The following is a 23,287-nucleotide window of genomic DNA, read 5'->3' as shown; positions in this document are numbered from 1 at the left end:
ATCGTATAACCCCGGTTTTTTTATGTCAATTGTCCATAAAAATAAAACCATTGATGAAAATACAATATACTGGCCATATCAATAATTTTAAGGCTTTGTGAGAATAAAGTTTCTTTTTGTTCTCCTGGACTTTATGAGACTTTAATAAGCCTATGAACAGGTCATATCCTTTATGATATAGAATACTTGCTGTCAGGTGCCTTATGCCATGGAAACCAAAGGGTTTAACTCCAGACCTTTTACAGATTTTTTTCATGAAGTGCTGCCGATTTTTATACGGCTTTCCAAAATACGCCTCACAAAAATTCTCTTTATTCAAGCAGACAAACACGGAAGGAGTGTCTTTGACAGGTCTTTCCTGCCACCACCCCATTAACGCCTTTTTCAATTCAGATGTCATGGGCAGCCAATCAAACTCTTTGGTTCTGTCTTTTCTCTTTTTGGTCCAGATACGAATCTGACTGTTGCCAAAATCAATATCCTCCCATATCAGATCGAACACTTCTTTTCTTCGGGCGGCCAGATGGAGATAGGTCAGCAGCAACACCTGGTCTTGACCTTCGGCTTAGGACAAGCTTAAACGGTACTGTAAAAAACCAGGCAAAGGCTATCGCCTCAAAACGAATGAAAAGAATAATGCATACCATGAACTTGGAAGATCAAAGGCTTTCATCTAAAAATCAGAAAGCGGCCTTTAAAAACATGATGGACGAAACAATCAATTCTCCCTCTACTTTATGGGAATCGAAAGAATAGTAATGATGTATATAGAGGATCCTGAAGGTGCGACACCTCTTGACTATGAAGAAAGTAAAGGGTTTTTGCTGACTCATATTGCGACCCAGGGCGAACTTGATTTTTGGGAGTGAAAAATATTGGAGTATCACCCCAAAAAATTACAGTCGATCTGCATGCATTGTGTTACGAGGCTGACGGATGGATAGAATACAACGTTTATCTTCCGGATGAATTTGCAGCGAGGTTTCATCACAGACTCATTAAAATCCATCCTTTTGCAAATGGGAACGGTAGGCTTTCAAGGCTTATGGCTGATTTGATTCTTGAAAAAATTTTTTCTACGGACCCTTTCTCCTGGGGCGGAGCCAACCTTAAATATTCAAATGAAACCAAACAAAGATATCTGTAGCTGTTACGGCTTGATTTCATCGTCAAGTCCCGACCAGAATTAATCGTTTCTATTCAATATCTCTGGCCAGGTTTAAATGTTTCTGACCGGATTTAATCGTTACTGGACCAGATTTAAATCTATTTTCATTAATCAGTGCCTTGGACAGGATTTCCACAAAATCAGGTGTTTCAGCGTTTACGGGGTGGTATTGAAGTTCTCTCACGCCGGAAACCCGGGTTTACTCAAAATTCTTTGACATCCTCCAGCAGGGAGAAGCTTACCACATGGAGAAGGTTAATATGGACAGTTTTCCGGTTGGATTTTATCCCCGTGGTTTTGCTTTCAAACACATAAATCTCTTTTGATGTGGCGGTATCGGCATTGTCGTGGGCATCCACATCTGACAGCACCACACAATGGTCGGTCACCCGTTCCAATATGCCGATGTAAATCCAGGAGGCCGTTGAATCGATCACAATTTTTTTGTTAAGGTACTCTTCCAGGTCGCGTTTCATTGTCCGTCCCATTAAATTATTTTCAGTACAGGGCCTGATTCCCGGATACCTGGCGCCAGCTATTCCATATGCCCGTTGGGGGTGGAATAGAGGATGTGATTCTTATTGACCAGAATCGTTTCATATTTGAGCTGGGGATCAAGGTTTTTTTCATAGAGGGTTGCATTGAAAATGGTGAGAAAATTTTCCTGGTAATCCCCCACAAGGTCACTTAACCGATCATACCCAGTCCCTCTGTTTAAATTGACCTCTCCGTTGATCTGGGTCCCATCCACTAATTTTATCCGGATGCTGCGGCTTTCTATTGTGTTCATGACATCTGTCCCCTTGTTTTGTCTGATTTGAGTGAAGGTGTCGATGAGAATAGGATAGAATCTGAATGAAAAATGTCAACAAGAGATTGATTTTAAACTGTTTTTTTTTGGGGGTCGGTCTGGTTAAGGGTGGTGATGAGCCAATCTTGAAAGATGGTTACATTCCCAGGTTTCTGGTTAAAATCGGGTCTGGAAAAATAATAGTTTCCTGTTTTGATGGGAATTAATCCAAAGGGGGCCACAAGCCGGCCTGTTTCCAACTCATCCCGGATGAGGAAGAGATCTCCCAGGGCTATCCCCAGGCCTGATGTTGCCGCCTGGAGGGCGGCATCGTCCACTTCAAAAACCTGGCCCCTTTCCATGGCTAGGTTTTTTATTTTTGCCTGGTCTGCAAAGATAGCCCATTCCTTTAGATCCGGGGTGTTGTGTAAAAGCATCCGGCCGGTTATATCTTCTGGCTTTTCAAGGGGAGATACCGTGGCAAGGAATTTGGGGGAACAGACCGGGATCAGTTGTTCTGTCAATATTTTTTCCCGGGTAATGCCGGGGATGTCATTTCCCTCATGGGTGATGCCGGCGTCAAAATTTTCATGGCTAAAATCCACATTTTCCCCCGAGGTGGTCAGCCGCACCTGGATTTCCGGGTGCAGGGCTTGGAAATGGTGGAGTCGTGGTATGAGCCAGCGGATGGCAAAGGTAGGGTGGACCTTGAGGCTGAAATCCTGCTGCTGGTTCTTTAATCTGTCCACGCCCTCTGCGATGATATTAAAGGCCCGGGTCAAAGGCGATGATAGAAGTATGCCCTGGTCCGTGAGCATCAGTTGTTTGTGGCGTCTATGGAAGAGAATCACCTTTAGCTGATCTTCAAGCTGTTTGATCTGCCGGCTGACCGCCCCCTGGGTCACGCAGAGCTCTTGGGCTGTCAGGGTGAAGCTTAGGTGACGGGCAGCTGCTTCAAAGGTTCTGAGGCCATTTAAGGAGGGCAGGTCAGGGTGTTTCCTTGGTTGCATGAGTTTCTCTCATTCATAGTGTGTGTTAAAATCGTTTGACGACATCTATTAATACTGGTTTATAATAAAAAATCAAGCCTTTACTTGGCTGGGTGTTTATGCATAAAATATCATGGATTAACCTGAAAAAGGAATATAATAATGAAATCAAAAGAGCTTATCGATCTTGAAGACCGGTTCGGGGCAAAGAATTATAAACCACTGGATGTTGTCTTAAATCGGGGACAAGGCATCTGGGTATGGGATGTGGAGGGGAATAAATATTTGGATTGCCTGTCTGCGTATTCAGCCGTTAACCAGGGCCATTGCCACCCAAAAATTCGTCAGGCCATGGTGGAGCAGGCGGATAAATTGACCCTGACCTCCCGGGCATTTCGCAATGACCAGCTACCGTTGTTGTATGAAGAACTCTGCACGCTGACAAATTCCCATAAAATGCTTCCCATGAATTCCGGGGCGGAAGCCGTGGAGACGGTTATTAAATGCGCCAGGAAATGGGGATATGAAACCAAGGGGGTGGCCGATGGCCAGGCTGAAATCATTGTCTGCAACGACAATTTTCACGGCAGAACCCTGTCCATCATCGGGTTTAGTACCGATGAGAATGCAAGGGGAGGTTTTGGCCCCTTTACTCCGGGCTTTAAAACTATTCCTTTTGGGGATGCCGATGCTCTGGAACAGTCCATTGGACCCAATACCGTGGCATTCATGGTGGAGCCGATCCAGGGGGAGGCAGGGGTGATTATTCCGCCCAAGGGCTATTTACAAAAGGTCCGTCAGATTTGTACTCAAAATAATGTGCTGCTGATTTTAGATGAGATCCAGACCGGCCTTGGCAGGACCGGAAAATTATTGGCCGAAGAACATGAGGGGATCCAGGCGGATCTCACCCTCATCGGCAAGGCCCTGTCCGGCGGTTTTTATCCCGTGTCAGCGGTTTTATCCAATGACGCGGTGCTGGGGCTACTTCAGCCGGGCCAGCACGGGAGCACCTTCGGCGGCAACCCCTTGGCCTGTGCCGTGGCAAGAGCGTCCCTCAAGGTGCTGGTGGAAGAGAACATGATTGAAAATGCCGAAAAAATGGGCGCTTATTTTTTGGCGGAATTGAAAAAAATCGGGCATCCTGCCATTAAAGAAGTTCGAGGAATCGGGCTTATGATTGCCATTGAACTGGTCGAGGGAACCCCGGGGGGCGCCCGGGCCATCTGTGAATCCCTGATGAAAATGGGGATTCTCTGCAAGGAAACCCATACCTATACCATCCGGTTTGCCCCGCCCCTGATCATTGAGCAAGAGGATATTGACTGGGCAGTGGATAAAATCAAAACAGCCGTTGAAGGGGTGCCCAAGGCATAAATCTTTTGGGATTATGCCAGACCCCATTGCAAGATTCCTTTTCCCAAAGGGATCTTGCAATTTTAAAAAAAATATTTGAATCGGAAAAAAATTCTGTCCATATCTTTGTAGGGATAAATGACGGTATCTGAAGTGTCGGCACTGTAGAAAGCCATGCCCAGCTGGACACTGACATCATCAAAAATATCGTATTCGCAGCTCAGCCTGAGAATATGACCCTGGCCCGGATTAAAATAAACCCAAAACAGATCCAGGGCCAGGGTTTCGTTGAGCATCGCATAGGTGGCCTGGAAATAGGTCCGGTATTCATATTTTGCCAGATTCAGGAAGGATTCATGGTCCAGGGTGTAAAGGACCTTGCCTTCCAATAAAATTCGAAGGTCTGATATCCCGGTGTATTCAAGGCCTGTGAGTGCTTCGACCTGATCTTTTTTGTCAAAGGTTTGGATGGATCCGGCTGGAATACCAGCGACAATCTGGGATAAAACATCATTGCGCTGGACTGCCCTGTCCTTGCGAAAAGCTGCCTCTACCTTGAACAGGGCAGAATCTTGGACCATGCTTGCCGAGATACCCATGGTGGCAAATCGTTCATATTCAGGGGTAAACACCAGTATCCCTTCGGAGGAGATACCCTGGTAGGAAAGAATTGGCAAATCGTCAAAGGTATTGGCCGCCACAAGGGAGATATCTCCCCCGTTAAAGGATCGGGTGGCCTTAAAGGCAAAACTTGTCTCCTTGAATCCAGCGTCCGGGATATTTTTATCCCGGATCCAGATATTGGTCTGCCTCAGGGAGGCATAATAGTCAAAATCAGACCCTATACCTGAAATCTTGCTGCCCGGGTGTTCGTGGATGCTCACCCCATCCAGACAAAGGGAACCATATTGGGCTGACAAGCGAAGTGCTGCAACGGGCAGCCGTGAATCTTCGAGTTCAATGAGGCCGGGACTTGTGTTATCCCGGGGATTGACAACATCCGTAATTTTGGCAAAATTCGAATCGCCCCAGGCAATAATCTGGCGTCCGGCTTTTATGGAAAAAGTGTCGCTGAGAGTTGAATCCAGGTAGAAATCCCGAAGTTCAATATCCGAGATTTCATCATCCAGACTCTGGCCGTCCGGCTGATCCTTTGCCGTCATCGCATAGGCCGCATCATAAGATGCCAGACCCGATGCCCTGAACTTATTGTTCTTGTTTATTCTGTATTCAGTTTCAACAAATAATATTGGCTTGAATTTGGAAAGTGTTTCATCTGGTTTTTCATATCCTATTTCTGTTTCCAATTCCATATACCCGCCCATATAAAGATCCGAATACTTTGCCCCGGGCAAAGTCATATCATCCTTTCCGGCCGCATCATTGGGGGATGCAAAGGGATCGATATCCTCAAACCCGTCTTCGAAGGAATCTTCTATCTGGCCTTCTAAGCTGTCTTGTGTGTTGGGCTGGGCCTCATCTGCTGCCAAGGCCTGTGAAACCAAAGGGTTCTGTAACCAAAGGGAGGACATCAGCTGAAAAACCAATAGAAAAACTAATAGAAAAACCAACAGGAACCGTTTCCTCAGGTTTGGCATTAGAGTCCCTGCTCCATGCTTCGGGTGGTAAAATAAGTGTCTTTGACAGGCAGGTTATACTGGACATTGGACACTTTAAGGATGGATGAGTGGGTCACCTTGCCCTTGGATGTGCTCACCATGGTCAGTTTCAGGGGGGTCCATATGTTGTTGATGTTTTGGATTTCTTCAGCCTTGAAATATTTAATTTTTTTACCCTTTTTTACCCAGTATTTTGCCTTGACCACCACCAGGGTTTCCTTTTGAACCCACATCATGGATTTTAAATACCCGGTTTCTGCCATTACCCTTTGTTTGGCTTGTTCTTTGGGAAGCCCCTGGATGACCCAGGTGTCTTTTCCTTCCAAGGAATAGCTCTCTTTGATAAAGGTATAATCCCAGTCTTCAATCTTGATGCCGTTTATGTCAGAATAGGTAAAATCGCTACCCATGAACGAGCCGGATTTGTCGCCGGTTGTAATGCGTTTGACCTTTCCAAGGGCAGGCAGGTAGAGCCATGAATCATCTTCTTTTGCGGCATCATCCCAGTCAAAGGACATATAGGCAGTATTTCGGACATCTGCAGGCGTTAGGAAAAAAATAATACCCTTGGTATCTTTTCCATACTCTTTGCGGATCGTTTTGATATTTCTGAGCCGTTTCTGGTTCCCTTTGTCCATAAGGATCATGAGGGTGTCCGATTTCATTGTTTCTCCGGTGTCCCGGTTGTCCACTTTTTCCATCACCCCGGAGGCGCTGGGACCGGCAAAGGATGTAGACATTGCCAGCCAGGGGCTTGCAAAGATAAAAGCAAAAATTAAAATATAAGGATTGAATTTCATTTTTTTCTCCTTGAATTATCCCTGTTCAATTATCTTTGTTCAGGGGTAAGGGGTAAACGGTTTAAGGATGGTGAAACCTTCGTTTGAACGGCTTTTGGCAGTGTAAAATAAAAAAACACCGGCAGCAGCACCAGGGCGCACAGAGCGCTGACCACCATGGTCAGGGAAATCAACCATCCCATGATGATCAAGGGGGTAAGCACGGAAAACCAAAGTGCCATAAACCCGCACCCCACTGTCACGGCATTGGAAATAATGGCTTTGCCGCTATGGAGAACTGTATTGTCCAGGGCTGCTGTAAAGGCCATTCCCTTGTCCAGATTTTTTTTCAGCCGGGACAGGTAGTGGATGCTGTAATCCACACCGATTCCAATCACCACACTGGAGATGATGGAGGTCCCGATATCCAGAGGAATCCCCAAAAATCCCATGACCCCGAAGTTGATGGTAATGGTCATGACCAGTGGGATCATGGCGATGAGGGTATACCCAATCCTTTGAAAGGTAATGCCAATCATCACCAGCACCACAAGGATTGAAACGGTCAGGCCTGTGATCTGGCCTTTGACGATTTCAGTTGTGGTGGCGGCCTCTATATTGGCAGGCCCGCTGATCTCAAGACCGAGGTAATCGGGAAAATTTTGATCTGCAAATGCCCTTATCCTGTCGGTCAGGGCCTTGGTTTCAAGGGATGAATTGGTCTGCAGCACCACGGGCAGGTTCAGCTGGGTGTAATCTTCAGTGACATAGTCAGAAAGAGCATCTCCTCCCCCGTTTTCATACAGGAGCAGCAATTGGGAAATGAGATGATTTGATGGGGAGTCCTTTTCTTGGGATATTGGTAATCGGTTAAATAACGGGTTTTCGTCATTGAGTACAAAATGAATCCGTCGGATCAGCTCGGTCATTCCCATGGCCTTCCCCACCTGGGGCTGGTCATTCAAAAACGCCATGAAATCCCTTATATACGCAAGGTTTTCAGGCTGCTTAAAGGGCTCAGTTTCCTGAGAATCTGCTGAAATTAAAAAATTGATCCGTGAGGATCCGGCACCTTGTCTGTTCAGGGCATGGGAAGAAATATAAATATCGGAATCTTCCATGAAAAAGTTAACGGTGTTGTTATCCACCTTTACCTTGGATGCACCAACGAGAAATACCAGAAAAATGATACCGGCAAGGGATGCAATGACAACAGAGTTTTCCAGGGCCCTGCGGGTGAGGGTGACCAGGAACTTTGAATAGATTTTTTCAATAGAAGACAGACGCTTTTTTTTGGGCCCGGTTTGTTTGTGATGGAATTTTTCCGGCAGCACCATCAGCAGGGCCGGGATAAAAAACAGGGAGAACACCATGGCAACCAGGGCACCCAGACAGACAAACAGTCCGCAATATTTGAGCTGAACAATCTTGGTTATGGAAATGGCATAAAAAGCGGCAGCCGTGGTCAAAGAGGTCATGATAACCGGCATGGTCAGATGGTCCAGGGTTTCTTCTACCGCTTTTTTTTTATCCAGACCCTTGAACAGGCAGTCCCGGTATTCGGAAAACATGTGAATACCGTCTGCCACTCCGATGGACAGGATGAATACGGGCAGAGAAATGGTGATAATATTCAAGGGAATGCCCAAAAAGGATTTCACTCCCAGGGTAACCACAAGGGAAAGGAGGACAACAGCCAGGGGAACCAAAAGCCCTTTGAGCATTCTAAAGGTGATGATAAGGCAGGTCATCACCAGAAGGATTACAATGGCAAACATTTTTTTGCTGTCATCTTCCATGGCTTTGCCAAGGGCGGCTGTCACGGCTGGCAACCCTGCAATATAATAGGTTTCCGGCCCTGGAATTTTATTTTCAACAATTTCTTTGACCTGCTCGTAAATGAGATACCGTTCTTTTATGGCATCTTCGGACAGATTCAGTTCAATATTGATGCTGGTGTTTTTACTGTTGTTGGAGATCAGAATATCTTGAAACATATCATTGGACGTTACCTCTTTTTCCATCTTTGCCAGGGCATCAGGGCCAGTGGGAATTGATTCGTATATGGGGCCGACTTCCAGACGGCCGTTTCGTACCAGGATATTATCGGTGCTGGAAAGGGAACTGACCTTTTTTATGGGGGATATCTTTTCAAGCCAGAGATCAAGTTCGGTTGTTAAATCTTTAATTGCAACAGGGGTGTCATCGGCAAGGAACTCCAGCGTCTGCTTTACCTCATCAATGCGCACCCAGGTATCTGAATCAATGGGGTCCTTGGCCAGGCGGGCTATTTGTTCGCCCAGGTCAGCCGGACAATTCGCACCCAGGGACATAAGGTATTCACGATCTTTTTGGGTGATCAGGTTTAAATTTTCAAATGCCCGGGTCAGGTTTTGTATTCGGGCAAGGGTCTTCTCCTTAAAAACCGTGTCCTTGGCAGCCAGCATGACAATGATCCCGCTGTTGGCGCCGGTATAGGTCTGCCGCAGCTTTCGAATGGCCACCCGGCTTTCATGGTCTGGTGCCAGAAGCATGGGCGACGGATCTGTTTCAAGGTAGGGCAGTTGGGTGGCCGCCAGAGCGGACAAGAGGAGAAGTGTTACCAGGGTTGTTCCTGGAAATTTAATCACCACCCAACGAATCATTCGACTGATATTCATGATTTTCCTTTATTGCTATTTTCATAACCGGCAGGGCCGGCGGTTTATATAAAAATTGTGACCGGTAGTCTATTTATGACTGTCGGTCATAAAAAATACAAAAAAATATTAATCCTCGGTGCTGTGCCTCACTTGAACCTAGGCCATAAATCCCTTAAAAACCATATTTTTCAGCAGCATATATAACTCTTCCGACGGTTGAACATCCTCTTTCAACGCCACATCCAGCATGCCGGTATACAGACCCATGGAAGCGATAATCAGGTTGTCAACATCCACCGCCATGAAAACCTCTTCATCAATGGCCTGCTGGAACAGGACCCTGGCAAATTCTTTTTTCATATCGTTGAGTTTGGTATATTCTGCAAGCACAGGGGGGGACAACTCTTCTAACACCATCAACTGGTCGCATTTTCGCCTGATTTGAAATTTTTTGATATCATGGGTATGAACTTCCCAGAAAATACGGATCATTATTTTGATCTGGGAAATGATGGGAACGGTTTTATCCAGGTGGTTCAGGGCATTCATCAATTCATGTCCCTGGTCAATAACCAGCGAGGCAAAGATCTCATTCTTTCCGATAAAATGTTTGTAAATGGTACCCTTACCCACCCCGGCTTTTTCAGCAATCATATCAATGGTGACAGACTCAATGCCGTTTTCTGCAAACAAATCAAAGGAGGCCGTAAGAATATCCTCTTCCCTGCGTCTGAACTCCCTTTCCCTTCTGTCTGAAATTCCCATTGTCATTCCTTTATATATTGTGACCAGCAGTCACAATATATAAATTTACAAAGAATCTGTCAAGGCAGCCATGGAAAAATTAAAAATTAAACATAATCAGATCAGATCCGCCAGAAGCGTTTCCTGTTCATCCAGGATTTCATCCAGAATCTCAGGGGTGGTGTAGGGGTTCATGATCACCGATCGAAGCACCACCACATCCTGGTTGTCCATGGGATTTATTCTTAGTCTTGTCCTGGACACAAAGCTTTTGCCCGCCTCCCTCTGGGTCCGCTGGAGGTTGGTGTTGAGCAGGTCAAGCCGGGCATTGAGCCGACATTGTTCCTTTTCATCGGCGGCATCAAGCTGTCGTTGGATAAAAGGTGGAACCGCTCTATAGGTGAGGATGTTCAGGCAGGGCGGGGTGACAAGCTGGAACATCGGGCGGGCATTTATTTTTTGGGCAAAGACCCTGGCCGTTTCAATGCCGTGATCGATCATCAGACCGTATCCCCTTGACCCCATGATTTTCAGGGCAGAGTCCAGGATCAGGGAGTTGGCTTCCCTGGATCCTTCCAATGTTTTGATGCCAAGGTCCACCGAGCCTTTCCTGTTGATATACCGGGCATGGTAGACAATCTGATTTAGGGCCTCGGGATCTTTGAAATAAACCATCCCGGCGGTCATGGGCATATAGAACTGCTTGTGGCAGTCAATGGTCACGGAGTCGGCCCGCTGGATCCCCTCCAGAAGCGGGGCATATTTTTCAGACAGGAGCACAGGTCCTCCCCAGGCCGCATCCACATGAAAGTGGATGCCGTGATCCCGGCAGATGTCAGCCAGCCGGGGCAAGGGATCAATGATACCGGTTTCCGTGGCCCCGGCAATCCCCACAATGGCCAGTATTTTTGTTTTTCCTTGGATCTTAAGGGCCTGGATGGTCTGCTCAAGTTTTTTAAGATCAATGCTGCGGTTTTCATCCTCTTCAATGGGAATGACGTTTTGGTTCCCGATCCCAAGGATGCCCCCGGCCTTTTTCAGGGAAAAATGGCCCCGACTGGAAACCAGAATTACCATTCGTTCCAGGTCATGGGCCTTGAGGGCCGCAAATATCCCGTCCTGTTCAATAGATGAAAAAGAGCCTTTGGGCAAAAGAGCCAGGTTACGGGCCACCCACAATGCCGTAATATTGGCCGTGGTGCCGTCGGTGGTAAACACGCCAAGAGTGGTTTCAATGTTCTGGACATGGGCATCATAAAAGGCCTGCTCCCGTTTAAAGATCATCCGATGCATTTTGCCCAGAACCTGTTTTTCCAGCACAGAGAGTATTTTTGAGGTTTCAAGCTTGATCATATTCTGGTTCAATGCCGCGGTAATTGCCTTGAGATGGACCATGAAAAAGGGAATGGCCGAGGTCATGTGTCCCACAAAATAGGGGGATGCCACATTGACGGCCCGGGGAGCGATCTCCTGGATGATGTCTTCAATCACATCGGCCAGTTTTTTCAAGGGCTCTTTGTTGATCCGGGTATCTGTGTGGTCCAGGGCCAGTTCTGCCAGGCTGATCTCTTGGGTGACCCCCACATGCTTATTTAAAAAATCATGGAGTCCAAAAAAAATCTGTTCCATATATTTGACCAGGGTTTGTCGGCTACTCTCGTCTTCGGGGCGGATAAATACCCGTTGCAGGGCATTCCAGTCAGCGATTAGATGCTGTGACTGCGGGTTTGCCGGGTCCACATTATTGTCCGGGATATTTTTATCCAGGATATTTTTATCCAGGATATTATTATCCGAAGCGTTTGGAGATGAAAATTTCATGGAGTCCAATTCCAATTATGGCCGGGTCTATCGCCGATCCGGCCAGATCCGGGTCGACATTTGTGTTAGTTTGTATTTCTGGATTTTTCCCGATGCGGTCATGGGGTAGTCCTCCACAAAATGGACATAACGGGGGATTTTATACCGGCTGATTTTTCCCCTGCAAAAATCGCTTACCTCACTGGGTTCTATTTGTGCCCCCTCTTTGAGAACAATAAAGGCCCCCACCTCTTCTCCATATTTTTCGCTGGGAACTGCTGCCACCTGGATATCCTTGACTTCATCCATTCGGTACAAAAATTCTTCGATTTCCCGGGGATAAATATTTTCTCCGGCCCGGATGATCATGTCCTTGTGGCGGCCGGTGATGGACAGGTTCCCTTGCTTGTCCATGATGCCAAGGTCTCCTGAATGAAGCCAGTCATCCTGATCAATGGCCTGGGTTGTGGCCTCAAGATTGTTGTAATATCCCTTCATGATGTTGTAACCCCGGCAGCAGACCTCTCCCTGGGTGCCTGGGGGGAGTGCTGCCCCTGTTTCCAGATCAATGATCTTGACCTCCATGTGGGGAAGGGCCCGGCCCACGGTTTCCACCCGAAGACGAAATGCGTCGCCAATACTTGTATAGGTCATCACGGGCGAGGCTTCGGTGAGACCATAGCAGATGGTGATATCCCGCATATTCATTCGGTCAATGACCTGTTCCATGGTGTGGACTGGGCAGTTGGAACCTGCCATGATACCGGTACGCAGGGAGGAATAATCAAACTTTGAGAACAGGGGATGGTCCAGGAGGGCGATGAACATGGTGGGAACTCCGTACAATGCCGTGCAGCGTTCCTGTTCAACAGAGGCCATCACCAGCAGGGGATCAAACCCTTCCAGAATAACCATGCAGGTGCCGTGGTTGACGGCTGCCAATACCCCCAGAACACACCCAAAACAATGGAACAAAGGAACCGGCAGGCAGACCCGGTCCGTTGCGGTAAATTTTTGGTTTTCCCCGATCCAGAACCCGTTGTTACCGATATTATAGTGGGTGAGCATCACCCCCTTGGGAAACCCGGTTGTACCCGAGGTATACTGCATATTGACCACATCGTGGGGGCTTAAACTCGTTTGTCGCTCCTGGTAATCTTCGCTGGAAACCATGACCGAGAGCGCCCGGATTTCCGGAATGGAATACATGCCCCGGTGTTTTTCCGGCCCCAGAAATCCCACCCGTTTGAGGTGGGGGAATTTGGGACTTTCAAGATGGCCCCGCTGACAGGTCTTAAGTTCCGGTACCAATTCATAGATGGTATTGATATAATCTGTGTCCTGGAACCCGTCAATGAGAAAGATATTTTCTGTTTCAGACTGGGTGAGAAGGTATTCCAGCTCAGCGGTTTTGTAGTTGGTGTTCACCGTCAGGAGAATCGCTCCGATTTTGGCCGTGGCAAATTGGAGGGTGACCCAGCCGGGGATATTGGTGGCCCAGATGGCAACTTTTTCGCCTTTTTTTATGCCCAGTGCCATGAGTCCCTTGGCGGTTTCATCCACCAGGTCTGAAAATTGCTGATAGGTTAACCGAAAACTTCTGTCCAGATATACAATGGCTTCGTTGTCGGGAAATTTTGCTACTGTCTGGTCCAAAATTTGCCCTAGGGTCAATTCTTTTAATCCGACCAGATTATTTAAACCGGCCTTATTTTTTAAACCGATATGGGGTTCCATTTTTTTTCCTTTACTCTGGTATATAAATGACCGCGTGAATTTCTGCCTTTTCATCCCCGCTGCAGCTGACATAATGGGGGACAATGGAGTTGTAGTAAACCGAATCGCCCTCATTTAAAATATGGATTTCCTGGCCATATCGGACCTCAATGCTGCCCTTGATCACTGCGATGAATTCTTCCCCCTCATGGGAGGATAAGGTTTTTTCCCGGGCAGACTCGGGCAGGATTTCTACGAAAAAGGGTTCCATGTGGCGATCGGTTTTTCCCTTGCCCAGGGCAAAAAAGTTTAAGGCAGCGGGTTTGTTCTTGCCGCCCAACACACTGAATTCTGCCTGCCTTTGGGCTTTGCGGACGATATAGGGGTCCGTACTTTCCTGATCATCCAGAAAGGTTCCCAGCCGGACACCCAGCGCCCTGGCGATTTTCATCAAAGGGCCCAGGGGCGGATACACATCTTCTGTGAGCATGGTATCCAGAAGGGCTGTGTCAAGGCCTGTCTTTTGGGAAAGGGACTCCAAGTCCATTTGCCGCTGTTCCATGAAATAGGTTATTCGCTGATTTATTTTTCCGGTCTGCATCATCCCTCCACACTTAATATAAAAAGGGTGTTGTATAATATATGGGTAAAGATTTGTCAAAAAAATCATTGAGATGCCTTAAAATTGTGTGTAGAGTTCTTCTTAATATAATTAGTACAATTAATATTTATCCGTTGGATATGGGAGAATCGGTTTCGCGATATTTTCGACTCATCATAGCCCTGATCTTTATATGGGGGTCTTTGGTCTGCAATGCCCTGGCCAAGGACCAGAAAAAGTTTCGAATATTGATTCTTCACTCTTACCATGCCGGCCTGACCTGGACCGAGGGAGAGGACAGCGGCATCCGGGAAGTTTTTGAAAATCGTCGGGATATAGAGATTTTCACCGAATACCTGGATTCCAAGCGGATTCCCCTCAATGAGATCATGATTCCATTTGCCGCATTTCTGGGGCAAAAATATTCCCCCCATTATTTTGATGCAGTGGTGGTGACCGATAACAGTGCACTTACCTTTATCTCCTACTATCGCAAAGAATTGTTTCCCAATACCTCTGTGGTTTTCTGCGGTGTCAATAATTACAGCCCGGATATGCTGACAGGTTTTGACGGGAAAATCACAGGGGTGGTGCAGGTTTCGGATCCCAAGGGGACAGTGGGGTTGATTCGTAAGTTTCAACCCAGGCTCAGGGAATTGATCATCGTTTCCGGGATTACCCCTACGGCCCGGGCCATCCGGGAAGAGGTCGCACTTGCATTGGCAGGTTTGGAACCGGAATTGAACCTGGTTTGGCTTGAAGCGCTTGAAACTAAACAGCTAGTGGACCGGTTGGCAGGGTTGTCCCTGGACCAGGCTGTTCTGCTCTGTAATTTCAACCGGGATGCAAAGGGTGTTTACTATTCCCATGAAGAGAGCGGGCAGATGATCAGCCGTGCCTCTGCCGCACCGGTTTATGCCATGGAAGACCATTATCTGGGCACCGGGGTAATGGGTGGCTCTATGAACTCTTCAAGGGGGCAGGGCAATGTGGCGGCTCGGCTTTGTCTTGAAATTCTTGAAGCAGGTAAGTTTCCCCACGTGGTCCTGGAGTGTCCTAATCTTATCATGATTGATTACCAGACCCTGGTTCGCTTTGGTCTGGATGGAAGCATTTTGCCTCCTTCGGCGGTTGTTCTTAATAAACCCTTTTCCCTCTACCAGGCCTATGGGAAGGAAATCTGGGGGATTGGACTGACAATGTTCTGCCTCTTGATTCTCGTGCTTTTCCTTGGCATAAATGTGATGTTGAGGCGGGAAAGTGAGGCCAATCTTCATGTGACCCTTCAGTCCATTGGAGATGGGGTGATTGCAACAGATTGTGATGGGAAAATAACCCGGATGAACCCTGTTGCCGAATCATTGACTGGCTGGAATATTTTGGAGGCAAGGGGCCAAAAGATTGACAGGGTTTTTAACATTATTCATTCCAAAACCCGGGGACGAGTAATAAATCCAGTTGAACGTGTAATGGTCACAGGTCAGATTGTGGGGCTCGCCAATCATACCTCCCTGGTATCAAAGACAGGGGCAGAGTATCAGATATCTGATTCCGGGGCGCCCATTGTCGATAAGGACGGGAAAATAAACGGGGTGGTTCTGGTGTTTCGGGATGTGACCGAGGCCTATCAAAAAGAAGCGCAATTGCGCCAGGCACAGAAGCATGAGGCCATCGGCACCCTGGCCGGGGGAATTGCCCATGATTTTAATAATATTTTGTCGGGGATTTTTGGATTCTGCCAGCTGGCCCAAAGACATATCAATGATCCGGAAAAGACAAAAGGCTATCTTGGCCACATAATGGAAAGCAGCCGCCGGGCTGCGGAACTGGTTCGACAGATTTTATCCTTCAGTCGACAGACGGACCAAAAAAAATATGTGATCCCTTTGACGCCGGTGGTGACAGAGGTGTTAAAATTGCTTCGATCCTCTTTGCCGGCGACCATTGAGATAGAAAATCAGTTTCATTCCACCTCTCTGGTTGAGGCAGACCCCACCCAGGTTCACCAGGTGCTGATGAATTTGGGTACCAATGCCTATCATGCCATGAAGAATGCCGGGGGGCGGTTAATCGTACTGGGAAAAGATATAGAGGTGCTGGATTCAGCTCCGACCTCCCTTCTTGAAATGATACCGGGAAAATATTTGATGCTGGAAGTTACGGATACGGGGGAGGGCATGAATCAGGAGATCCTGCAAAAAGCCTTTGACCCCTATTTTACCACCAAGGAAAAAGGGCAGGGAACCGGTATGGGACTGGCCCTGGTCCGGAGTATTGTGGAACAGCACAAAGGATACGTGGCCGTTGACAGTACCCGGGGGCAGGGGACAAGTGTGAGGGTGTATCTGCCCATATCCCATGGGAAAAGAATAGATAAAAAGGAAAATAAGGATTTCGCCTTAAAAGGGGGAACTGAAAACATAATGCTTGTGGATGATGAAGTTGATATCTGTCAGGTCACCCGGGAATTGCTGGTGGATTACGGGTACAAGGTATTTGTTTATCATGATGGCCCAGAGGCCCTGTCTGCGTTTCAAAGGGAGCCTGCCGCCTATGATATGCTTATCACGGATATGACCATGCCAAAGATGAGGGGCACTGAACTTGCACAAAAGATATTGGCAATCTGTCCCCATATACCTGTTTTGCTCTGCTCAGGATACTTTGATGGTGCGTTGGAACAGCAGGCCCTCAAGACAGGCATCCAAAAATGTCTTTTAAAGCCGGTATCAAGCCGGTATCTGCTGATACTTATTCGAAAAATATTCGATGCTAAAAACAGATAAAATCATCCTGTCTCGTGACCTGTCAGGGCGGTGGGTCCCTTAAATTTTTGTGATGTATCTTTCCGGATAAAACTGATATATCTCTATAAAACAAGGATAGGCTGATGTTTCCAAAAAATTATTTCCAAAAAATATTAGGGTCTGTTTGGGAGAATAAAAATGAAAACACTTGAAGTGAAAATAACCGCGGAATTCAAGATTCCGGATGAGTGGGAAATCATCGACCATGTGGCGGATGCTTCATTCCCGGATGATAAAATTACCGTATTGAAAATCAATGGTGAATATTATGATTTTTTCCCTGAATGCCTGATGAAAATTGAGGCGCCTGATACGGTCCTGTGGTCGGCGGATGAGGGCCAAACAGAAGATATCATTGATTGCATGAGCCAGTTCCGGGTCAAAATGCAGGAAAAAAAATAAATCCCATCCTATACCTCATATCCTTCCCCTGGTCTTTAAATTCGGATAATTTCAGGGCTCTTATGACAATGTTCTAAAAATTTGATCAGGTCCCTGGGCGCAATGGTGGTGGTGGCGGTGTTGACAAGGGGATGAAAATTGAGCAAATCGTTTTCCATCATCTCCTCATCTAATATAACCGTGACTTCGTGTGCCTTTATATTTGCGGCAGCAAAGGGGGTGACAGAGCCAGGGGTTATGCCCAAGGCCTCCATGAGCAGGTCTGGTTTTCCAAATGAAGGACTTTTGGCCCCGATTTTTTTAGCCAGTTCCTTTATTTTGATGGGCTTGTCCGCCAGGGTGACCACCAAAAATAGCTTTTTCTTTTTGTCTTTAAAAAACAGGTTTTTGCTGTGAACTCCCTCTATGCCATCAGAGTGGCGGGCCGCTTCTTCAACGGTAAAGACGGCCGGGTGCTCATGGGTGGTGTGTTCAATGCCAATGTCTGTCAATATTTTGAGCAGTTCTTCCTGGGTCTGTCGCATGGTTTCTCCTCTTTTGTGGTTTCTTTCTTTTGGCATTAAATATAATTTACAATCATAAGTCTGACAATGGTTAAAAAGACCATGGTCAAAAAGATGGGGCGAATAAAGGACGCGCCTCGTTTGATGGCCATGCTAGATCCTGCCCTGGCCCCGATGATCTGACCTGCTGCCATGCTGAACCCCGCTGAATACAGCACATTTTTGCCAATGATGAACAGGGACAGGGCCACAATATTGGAGGTGAAATTCATGATCCGGGTGGTGCCTGCTGCCTTTGTCATATCCATCCCCATGACAATGAGCAGGCCTCCTGTCCAAAAAGATCCGGTGCCCGGGCCGAAAAAGCCATCGTAAAATCCCAGGCCCAGACCAAAGAGGGTGAAAAAAAGAGGTTTGGCCATCTTTGGTTGGCTGGTATGGGTGCCCAAATTTTTGGCGAACAGGGTGTAAAAAAAGACAAACAAGAGCAGTACCGGGATGATATGCTGGATAAACCCGGCATCTATCTGCTGGATGGACCAGGATCCCAGCAGGGCGCCCATAAAAGTAAAAATAATGCCATGAATATTTTCATCCAGGCGTACCGTGCCTCTGCGAATAAAGGTTATGGACGAGGCCAGGGAGCCGAAACTACCCTGGAGTTTGTTGGTGCCAAGGGCCAGCTGGGGAGGTATCCCCAGGGACAAGAGGACCGGCAGGGAAATCAGGCCCCCGCCGCCGGCAATGGAGTCCACAAAACCCGCCACAAGGCCGGTGAGAAAAAGAAGTATAAGACTGAATACAGAAAGATCAAAATCCATTGAAAAAAGCCTCAATTATGCATCAGGGAATGTGGGACCATGGGCCTGGTTATGCCTTTTTTTATCGGATCTACTCTGGAATTTTGCACACGGGAATGGGCGCCATCTTGTGCTGGTTGGCCGCATTAAATTTATGGTAAATGGACAGCACTTCTTTTTGTCTATTATCCAGGTCCTTTCCCGGGGCTTCTCCCGGAATTTTTTGTGAGGCGTCATGGGTCATGGCCCATTCCAGTTCCCCATAGGTGGCCCCTATCTGGCTTTCATCGGTGCGGTCATCTTCCCACAGGCCATCGGTGGGGGGGGCGCTTAAAATATCCGGGTGGATGCCCAAAAATTTACCGATGGCATAGACTTGGGATTTCATCAGGTCGGCAACGGGGGAAATATCCACGCCTCCGTCCCCGTATTTGGTATAAAATCCCACCCCAAAATCTTCCACTTTGTTGCCGGTGCCGGCCACCAGCAGTCGGTGGTGGGATGCGAATGCGTAGAGTGTCGTCATGCGGAGGCGGGAACGGGTATTGGCCATGGTCAGACCATCCTGGATCTCTTTTGGGAAACTTTCCTGGATCTGTTCAAAGATCGGGGTCAGTTCCACATCGATTCCCGTGACATTGTCATGGGCGTTTTCCAGCCAGGCAATATGGTCAGCAGATCTGGATACCTGGTCTTTTGCCTGGAAAATGGGCATATTCAGTGCGATTACTTTTTTTCCGGTTCTGGCGCACAGGGTTGAAGTCACGGCAGAATCGATTCCGCCGGATACCCCGATGGTAAAGCCGTTTAACCCTGATTTTTCCACATAGGTTTTCAGCCAGTTGACAATATATTCTACTATATCAGGTGTTTGCATGGGGCTACCTTTAATTTATGTAAGCGGTGAGTATTTTCCATGGATCCTTTATAATGAAACAAGGTATTTGTTGTCAATGTTTTACAAGAATACGCCTGCCCCTTGTCTATTATCTGGTTCAGGCTGGCCTGGTTCAGACCGAGTTTTTGCCGTGCTGCCGCACATATTCATACAAAAGAATAGAGGCGGCCACGCTGACATTCAGGCTTTGGGACTTGCCATACTGGGGAATGGTCAGGCGCTTTATTTCTGGGAACAGGTCCGGTTCAAAACTGATCCCAAATTCTTCATGGCCAAAGATAAAGGCGCTTTTTTTTGGCAACGGCGTATCCATCACCGGGGGCCCCTGTCCAGGCTCAAGTAGATACGGGGTATACCCCTTGTTGATGAGGTCTGTATAACAGGCGAAAAATTCGGTGTGGAAGACAGCAGGAACCCACTTAAAAGCGCCCATGCCAGGTCCCGGATCAAAGAAATCGATGCCCACCAAATGTATTTCCCGGCAGCCAAAGGCCTCGGAACTTCTGAAAATTTTTCCGATATTATAGGTGGGCTTGAGGTGATCGAGCACAATGATGCAATCATGGATGCCGGGCTGCGCCAAATAATTTTTATTGCGCTGTCGTCGGAAACGCCTTTTGGCCGTTTCCCGTTCGGATTTCATCATCTGTCTGATTTTATGGGACCCCATGATTTAACTCGCTTATTTTACCAGGCAGGATGTAAATTTTTTAAACAATTCTTTGGAAAATTTTCCTTGCAAAGCTTCTTCTTTGATGAGGTTCAAGGCATCAAATGGTTTTTTTGCTTTTCTGAAGCGTTTACTCCTGTATGTTAGTGATTCATAGCTGTCGATAAGGCCGATGAGCTGACTGTAGGATGCCAATCGTTTTGAACCAGAGGGGTAGCCGGAGCCGTCAACGCGTTCATGGTGTTCCAATGCCACCTTTTGAATGGCCGTATTGAACTCTGTGTTCTGGACAATCATGTCATGGCCTATCTTCGGGTGGGTGGCATAGCTTTTAAATTGTTCGTCTGTGAGCCGGTTGTCTGTTTCGATGAGATCCTTGTCAAGTTTTGCACAGCCCACGTCGTGGAGCAGTGCAGCCATGGCCAATTGCCGGGTATCGGATTCAGAGAATTTGTGGAAAAAACAAAATTGCAGTGTAAGCGCTGTGACGTTGACTGTATGCTTAATCAATACGTGAGAATTGGAGTCTATTTTTCTCAGGTATTCCATGGCCTGGTTATCATTTTGATATCTGCCAAGAAGGATGTCAAGGGTTTGAGGAAGGGCATTCATGCCGTTTTCCTGTCCCGGAGCCAAGGCCTCTTCGACAATAAACTCTAATGCGTGCCGGACTTCTTTGAGTTTGCCCTCGGCTATTTTTTTTTCAAAATCTTTATTCAAGGCAGCAATGAGCTCTGTCAGGGCCTCTTTTTTGTCTGCATCACTAATGTATAAATCCGGATATCTGGTTTTATGAAGCCATGATTCATCAAGGTGATCGCCCTTTTTTTTGTAAAGGGCGTAGTTCCCAGTTTGGGTCTGATAGTAAAGCGGGATGATTTTGAATAAAGAGATTTGGGATTTTTTTACTATAATATATTCTGTCATAACCGGAAACCTTAAAGTCGTTGCATCAGAACTCCCAAGGCCGTGGAAGCTCACAGGTATTAGTGGCCACTACACACTGAGTATTCCAAAATTTAGTTTGAGATCCGACGTGCATTATATGCCTTGAATCAGTTTTCATGTCAACCCAAAACCTAGGAAACAAAACCTATCCCTCCCTGATATTGTGCCTGCCGGGCTGAGTTGTCTTTGGGGTAAATATTTAGAATGGCGTGCCATTTTTCTGGCTATTTTAAAATGAGGCGTGTAAACTTGGAAGATAATCCGGGGATTAAAATACAAGATAAGGAGTTAAGATATGAAGGTTATCATTGATTTATGTGTGATTCCTCTGGGAGTGGGACTTTCTGTTTCCAAATATGTGGCCGCCTGCCATAAAATTATCAGTGACGCCGGGCTTAAATCCGAGCTCCATGCCTATGGCACCAACATTGAAGGGGAGTGGGATGCTGTATTCGACGTGGTAAAAAAATGCCACGAAAAGATCCATGCCATGGGTGCTCCCAGGATTACCACCACTATTAAGGCCGGTACCCGCACTGATCGGGACCAGACCATGGCCGACAAGGTGGAAAGTGTAAAGGAAAAACTGTAGGCAGGTATCCTGCCCTCTAACCCATGTTCTTTTTAGCAGGCCGGGTCGTCTGAAACCTTTAGCACTGCCATGGTCAGGCGGGAAACGCAGATTAATTCGGCGGTTTCGTTTTCAATGGAAATATCCCATACCTGGGTTGTTCTTCCCAGGTGGACTGGCCTTGCTGTGCCTGTTACCGATCCTTTGGACACACTTTTTAAATGATTGGCCTTGACCTCAAGCCCCACACTATAGTGGGATTCATCCATTGTCATATAGGATGCGGCACTGCCCAGAGTTTCTGCCAAAACCACCGAGGCACCGCCGTGGAGGATACCCATGGGCTGCACTGTTTTTTTATCAACCGGCATGGTGGCAGATAAAAAATCATCTCCCTTTTTTAAAAATTCAATACCCAGATGGCCCACAATGGTATCTTTTCTAAATTGGTTCATGTCTTTTATTATAAATTCTTTTTTCCAAATCATTGTCATTTAACCTCTTCTGGCTCATTGGCCGTCATGACATCAAGGATACGGTCAATTTTTTCCTGGGCAGTTGCCGCTTCAAGACTGCATCCGCCAGCACCGGCATGGCCTCCGCCGCCAAATCTGGCAAGCAAATTTCCGATGTTCACCTGGCAGCCCTGGTTGAAAATGCTGCGGCCGATACTGAGCAATACCTGGTCCTTATCCGGTCCCAGGTATCGTATCTTTGCACTGGCAATGGTGTCTGGAAACAAGGAATAGGTCAAAAACCGATTGCCCGAAGGGACGACGTCAAGGGATCTGAAATCGGTGACGGATATTTTTTTTACAATGGTGGTGTGGGTGGTTAAAAAATGGCCGAATTGGGCATTTTCCTGGATTACGGCGTCACATCTCTCCCGGACGTCAGAATCCTCAAGCACCTGTTCGATGGGCAGTTTCCCCAGCATGTCGACTAGTTTGTTCCAATAGGCTTGGTCACCATCCCCCCTGTTTTGTATGGTCATGGACAACAGCAGGTAGGGGTAGCGTTCCGGGAATTGCACCTGGTCTCGGTTCAGGTCTGCGGAATCAATCATATCGGTTTGTTGAATCAATTCATCAAACCGGTCCTTGAATTTGCCCTGTTTCCTATAATAGTGAAAAATAACACCGGCGGCAGACGGGGCAATGCCAAAAGCTCCTTTTACCGCCAGGTCCGGTTTGTTGGAAACATGGTGGTCAAACCAGAGGGAACAATTGGCATCAAAGGGAAGGTTGGCAATGATATCCCCTTGTTGGATTATGGCCTTTTTGTTCTGGATTTCACTGGGTTCAACCCAGTAGATATCCGCGTCAATGTTTTCAGCTTCATGGAGAAGAACGGCACAGACAATGCCGTCAAAATCTGGACGTGTAACGATTCTCATATATTAACCCCAAGCTATATTGTATAGATAAAAAAGTGATAAAAATATTGTATTTTAACCCTAGTATAGCATTCTTTGATAAAACATA

At 47.0% G+C, this 23,287-nt stretch carries 23 protein-coding genes; 5 read left to right on the top strand and 18 right to left on the bottom strand.

The window, feature by feature from the left end; genetic code table 11:
• Positions 1 to 25 precede the first annotated feature (25 nt).
• Positions 26 to 547 (bottom strand): tyrosine-type recombinase/integrase, encoded by a 522-nt coding sequence (locus ACZ45G_RS26385; protein ID WP_464173566.1) that lies wholly within the window; start codon positions 545 to 547, stop codon positions 26 to 28.
• A gap of 318 nt (positions 548 to 865) precedes the next feature.
• On the opposite strand from ACZ45G_RS26385, the gene ACZ45G_RS26380 reads away from it, so the two are divergent.
• Positions 866 to 1,147, top strand: a complete 282-nt coding sequence (locus tag ACZ45G_RS26380) for a Fic family protein (RefSeq protein WP_464180027.1) — start codon at positions 866 to 868, stop codon at positions 1,145 to 1,147.
• A 224-nt stretch (positions 1,148 to 1,371) separates the two neighbouring features.
• On the opposite strand, the gene ACZ45G_RS26375 is transcribed toward ACZ45G_RS26380, so the two are convergent.
• From ACZ45G_RS26375 to gcvA, 3 genes are all read right to left on the bottom strand, one after another.
• Positions 1,372 to 1,644 carry a hypothetical protein gene (locus ACZ45G_RS26375; protein ID WP_464173565.1) on the bottom strand — a complete coding sequence of 91 codons (273 nt, stop codon included), beginning with the start codon at positions 1,642 to 1,644 and terminating at the stop codon, positions 1,372 to 1,374.
• Between the two features lie 59 nt (positions 1,645 to 1,703).
• Positions 1,704 to 1,958 (bottom strand): DUF6812 domain-containing protein, encoded by a 255-nt coding sequence (locus ACZ45G_RS26370; protein WP_464173564.1) that lies wholly within the window; start codon positions 1,956 to 1,958, stop codon positions 1,704 to 1,706.
• A gap of 92 nt (positions 1,959 to 2,050) precedes the next feature.
• A complete protein-coding gene (gene gcvA, locus ACZ45G_RS26365) occupies positions 2,051 to 2,968 on the bottom strand; it encodes a transcriptional regulator GcvA (protein WP_464173563.1) in 918 nt (305 codons plus the stop codon).
• 141 nt (positions 2,969 to 3,109) lie between these two features.
• Between gcvA and rocD the strand changes: the two genes are divergently transcribed.
• Entirely contained in the window at positions 3,110 to 4,324 is a 1,215-nt protein-coding gene (rocD, locus tag ACZ45G_RS26360) for an ornithine--oxo-acid transaminase (RefSeq protein WP_464173562.1), read from the top strand.
• 62 nt (positions 4,325 to 4,386) lie between these two features.
• Here the strand turns inward: rocD and ACZ45G_RS26355 are convergent, their stop codons facing one another.
• From ACZ45G_RS26355 to ACZ45G_RS26325, 7 genes are all read right to left on the bottom strand, one after another.
• Positions 4,387 to 5,874: a DUF1302 family protein gene (locus ACZ45G_RS26355; protein ID WP_464173561.1), complete on the bottom strand. Its 1,488-nt coding sequence runs from the start codon at positions 5,872 to 5,874 to the stop codon at positions 4,387 to 4,389.
• Positions 5,875 to 5,900: 26 nt separating this feature from the next.
• The gene (locus ACZ45G_RS26350) at positions 5,901 to 6,722 is read right to left on the bottom strand and encodes an outer membrane lipoprotein-sorting protein (protein ID WP_464173560.1); all 822 of its coding nucleotides are present in this window, start codon (positions 6,720 to 6,722) and stop codon (positions 5,901 to 5,903) included.
• A gap of 29 nt (positions 6,723 to 6,751) precedes the next feature.
• On the bottom strand, positions 6,752 to 9,361 hold the full coding sequence (locus ACZ45G_RS26345; protein WP_464173559.1) for an efflux RND transporter permease subunit: 2,610 nt from the start codon (positions 9,359 to 9,361) through the stop codon (positions 6,752 to 6,754).
• A 138-nt stretch (positions 9,362 to 9,499) separates the two neighbouring features.
• Positions 9,500 to 10,108: a TetR/AcrR family transcriptional regulator gene (locus ACZ45G_RS26340; protein WP_464173558.1), complete on the bottom strand. Its 609-nt coding sequence runs from the start codon at positions 10,106 to 10,108 to the stop codon at positions 9,500 to 9,502.
• 96 nt (positions 10,109 to 10,204) lie between these two features.
• Positions 10,205 to 11,908, bottom strand: coding sequence for a pyridoxal-dependent aspartate 1-decarboxylase PanP (panP, locus tag ACZ45G_RS26335; RefSeq protein ID WP_464173557.1), 1,704 nt, complete (start codon positions 11,906 to 11,908; stop codon positions 10,205 to 10,207).
• Positions 11,909 to 11,935: 27 nt separating this feature from the next.
• Complete coding sequence (locus tag ACZ45G_RS26330; RefSeq protein WP_464173556.1) at positions 11,936 to 13,624, bottom strand: AMP-binding protein; 1,689 nt, start codon at positions 13,622 to 13,624, stop codon at positions 11,936 to 11,938.
• Positions 13,625 to 13,634: 10 nt separating this feature from the next.
• A complete protein-coding gene (locus ACZ45G_RS26325) occupies positions 13,635 to 14,204 on the bottom strand; it encodes a cupin domain-containing protein (protein ID WP_464180025.1) in 570 nt (189 codons plus the stop codon).
• 41 nt (positions 14,205 to 14,245) lie between these two features.
• Here ACZ45G_RS26325 and ACZ45G_RS26320 point away from each other — a divergent pair, with 41 nt between their 5' ends.
• Together ACZ45G_RS26320 and ACZ45G_RS26315 are read left to right on the top strand one after the other, a co-directional pair.
• A complete protein-coding gene (locus tag ACZ45G_RS26320) occupies positions 14,246 to 16,990 on the top strand; it encodes a hybrid sensor histidine kinase/response regulator (protein WP_464173555.1) in 2,745 nt (914 codons plus the stop codon).
• A 159-nt stretch (positions 16,991 to 17,149) separates the two neighbouring features.
• Positions 17,150 to 17,413: a hypothetical protein gene (locus ACZ45G_RS26315; RefSeq protein WP_464173554.1), complete on the top strand. Its 264-nt coding sequence runs from the start codon at positions 17,150 to 17,152 to the stop codon at positions 17,411 to 17,413.
• 35 nt (positions 17,414 to 17,448) lie between these two features.
• On the opposite strand, the gene ACZ45G_RS26310 is transcribed toward ACZ45G_RS26315, so the two are convergent.
• From ACZ45G_RS26310 to ACZ45G_RS26290, 5 genes are all read right to left on the bottom strand, one after another.
• Complete coding sequence (locus tag ACZ45G_RS26310; RefSeq protein ID WP_464173553.1) at positions 17,449 to 17,937, bottom strand: prolyl-tRNA synthetase associated domain-containing protein; 489 nt, start codon at positions 17,935 to 17,937, stop codon at positions 17,449 to 17,451.
• A gap of 35 nt (positions 17,938 to 17,972) precedes the next feature.
• On the bottom strand, positions 17,973 to 18,737 hold the full coding sequence (locus tag ACZ45G_RS26305; protein ID WP_464173552.1) for a TSUP family transporter: 765 nt from the start codon (positions 18,735 to 18,737) through the stop codon (positions 17,973 to 17,975).
• Between the two features lie 70 nt (positions 18,738 to 18,807).
• Positions 18,808 to 19,593, bottom strand: coding sequence for an NAD(+) synthase (gene nadE, locus ACZ45G_RS26300; RefSeq protein WP_464173551.1), 786 nt, complete (start codon positions 19,591 to 19,593; stop codon positions 18,808 to 18,810).
• A gap of 133 nt (positions 19,594 to 19,726) precedes the next feature.
• The gene (locus ACZ45G_RS26295) at positions 19,727 to 20,284 is read right to left on the bottom strand and encodes a TrmH family RNA methyltransferase (protein WP_464173550.1); all 558 of its coding nucleotides are present in this window, start codon (positions 20,282 to 20,284) and stop codon (positions 19,727 to 19,729) included.
• Between the two features lie 12 nt (positions 20,285 to 20,296).
• Complete coding sequence (locus ACZ45G_RS26290) at positions 20,297 to 21,211, bottom strand: HD-GYP domain-containing protein (RefSeq protein ID WP_464173549.1); 915 nt, start codon at positions 21,209 to 21,211, stop codon at positions 20,297 to 20,299.
• A 316-nt stretch (positions 21,212 to 21,527) separates the two neighbouring features.
• Here ACZ45G_RS26290 and ACZ45G_RS26285 point away from each other — a divergent pair, with 316 nt between their 5' ends.
• Entirely contained in the window at positions 21,528 to 21,824 is a 297-nt protein-coding gene (locus ACZ45G_RS26285) for an MTH1187 family thiamine-binding protein (protein WP_464173548.1), read from the top strand.
• A 32-nt stretch (positions 21,825 to 21,856) separates the two neighbouring features.
• Here ACZ45G_RS26285 and ACZ45G_RS26280 read toward each other — a convergent pair whose 3' ends face one another.
• On the bottom strand, positions 21,857 to 22,297 hold the full coding sequence (locus ACZ45G_RS26280) for a hotdog fold thioesterase (RefSeq protein WP_464173547.1): 441 nt from the start codon (positions 22,295 to 22,297) through the stop codon (positions 21,857 to 21,859).
• Positions 22,294 to 23,199, bottom strand: a complete 906-nt coding sequence (locus ACZ45G_RS26275; protein ID WP_464173546.1) for an exopolyphosphatase — start codon at positions 23,197 to 23,199, stop codon at positions 22,294 to 22,296. Before ACZ45G_RS26275 ends, ACZ45G_RS26280 begins: the two co-directional genes overlap by 4 nt.
• Between the last annotated feature and the right edge of the window lie 88 nt (positions 23,200 to 23,287).

Source organism: Desulfoconvexum algidum (assembly GCF_055382125.1).
The sequence above is the reverse complement of the archived record's forward strand: the minus strand, read 5'-3'. Positions and strand labels throughout refer to the sequence as shown.